This is a genomic window from Psittacicella hinzii, from assembly GCF_003585935.1.
GTDB lineage: Bacteria > Pseudomonadota > Gammaproteobacteria > Enterobacterales > Psittacicellaceae > Psittacicella > Psittacicella hinzii.
Genome location: NZ_NRJG01000189.1, coordinates 1 through 2,150 on the forward strand (window position 1 = coordinate 1; position 2,150 = coordinate 2,150).

Annotated in this window: 1 protein-coding gene; it reads left to right on the forward strand. The window is 35.2% G+C overall.

All coding sequences use genetic code 11. The annotated features are described in order from the left end of the window. Nucleotides 1-398 precede the first annotated feature (398 nt). Nucleotides 399-1,670 (forward strand): serine hydroxymethyltransferase, encoded by a 1,272-nt coding sequence (gene glyA, locus CKF58_RS07970; RefSeq protein WP_119532699.1) that lies wholly within the window; start codon nucleotides 399-401, stop codon nucleotides 1,668-1,670. Nucleotides 1,671-2,150: the final 480 nt, after the last annotated feature.

Genomic DNA, 2,150 nt, shown 5'->3' on the forward strand with positions numbered 1-2,150 from the left:
TTTTATCCTAGTCTAAGTTGCAACTGTAACTTAAAGTAATTAAATTAAGCCCTATTTTTAGGTAAAACCTAACTTAATTTACGTAAGTTAGAACCAGCTTAAGGTAGATTATCTTTATATAAATATATGGGCAAGTTTGCCAAGCTTAAAGGAGAAGATCTCTTAAATTATGAATAGTCGCTATTATTTTTTAGGCAAGAGTAATTTAAGATGAGTATAATAGACGAGATTTTTGTGCTACAAATGAGAGTAAATAGTAAATCTGTAGACGTACAGTTGTTTGCCTCAACTTATATTATTTAAGCATGTAGCATTCTATTAACCTTGATAAATGAGTTGACCTTTAAACTTGCTTTAAAAAGAACTCGTCCTATCAAATATCCTTGGAGATGTACTAGATGACAATCAATCCTCAATCATTAAAAGATTTTGATCCAGAATTGTACCAAGCCATTGCACAAGAAAAACAACGTCAAGAAGATGGTTTGGAATTAATTGCTTCAGAAAACTATGTTTCTGAGTTAGTACTAGAACTTCAAGGCTCAGTGTTAACTAATAAATACGCCGAAGGTTACCCTGGCGCACGTTATTACGATGGCTGTGAGTATGTAGACCAAGCTGAAGCTCTAGCTATCGCTCGTGCTAAAGAATTATTTAACTGTGATTATGCTAATGTGCAACCACATTCAGGTTCAAACGCTAACGCTGCAGTTTATTTAGCTTTATGTAAAGCTGGTGATGTAGTATTGGGGATGGATCTTAATGCTGGTGGTCACTTAACTCACGGAGCTTCTGTAAGCTTTTCCGGCATTACTTATCATGCACATAGCTATGGCGTAGATGCTAATGGTTTACTTGATTACGATCAAATTGCTGAACAAGCTAAACAAATTAAACCAAAAGTAATCGTTGCTGGTTTCTCGGCTTACTCACGTGTAGTTGACTGGAAACGCATGCGTGAAATTGCAGATTCAATAGGAGCTTACTTATTCTGTGATATTGCTCACGTAGCAGGTTTAGTAGCAACTGGTTTATATCCTTCTCCTATGGATTATGCTCACGTAGTAACAACTACTACACATAAAACTCTAGCAGGTCCACGTGGAGGTATGATCCTTGCTAAAGGACAAACTCCAGAGTTTTATAAAAAATTAAACTCTGCTATTTTCCCAGGTTCTCAAGGCGGTCCACTAATGCACGTTATTGCAGCTAAAGCAGTAGCTTTTAAAGAGGCTTTACAACCTGAATTTAAAGCTTATCAACAACGAGTATTAGATAATGCCCAAGCGATGGTAAAAGTGTTCTTAGAACGCGGCTATAAAATCGTTTCTGGAGGTACAGATAACCACTTATTCTTATTAGATTTAATTGGTAAAGATTTCTCTGGTAAACAAGCTTCTAAAATCTTAGAACACGCAAACATCACCGCCAACAAAAACTCAGTACCTGGCGATCCACGCTCACCTTTCCAAACTTCAGGTGTACGTTTTGGTACTCCAGCTCTAACGCGCCGTGGTTTTGTGCCCGAAGATGCTGCACAAGTAGCAAAAATTATTTGTGATCTACTTGATAGTTTTGCTCAACCGGAAAAGCAAGAGCAAGTAGTAGCTCAAGCTAAAGAGAAAGTATTAGCTTTATGCCACAAATATCCGGTATACAACAAAGCTTAATCAAAAAAAAGCTTAATCAATAAAAGATATTAAATAGAACCTCTCCTCGTGAGGTTTTATTTTTATCTCTCGATCACTCAATCAGCCAAAAACCCAACAAATCAATAGTGAAGTCGAACAAAAAAAATAGACTAAATTACTCAACTATTTACTTACAACTAGCAATCTATATACTTAAAACTATAAGATAATTCTCTAATTTATCACTGCAACCATGCTTAACTGCGCAATCATAGCGACAATTTTCCTAAGTTACCTTTGTTTCTATGATATGATGAAGAGGAATATTCGATTGGGAGTTAAAAAATTAATTTTCACTTAACGTAAGGAAATTACTTATGGCTCCAGAACTAGATAAAGCACGTAATAAAAAAATTGGTTGGACTTTTGCAACAGTTTTATTACTTGTATTAGTTGTATTTGGTTATGTTACTTTAGCTTAATAGCTAAAATATAACCTAAAAAGAACATAGAAAAAGG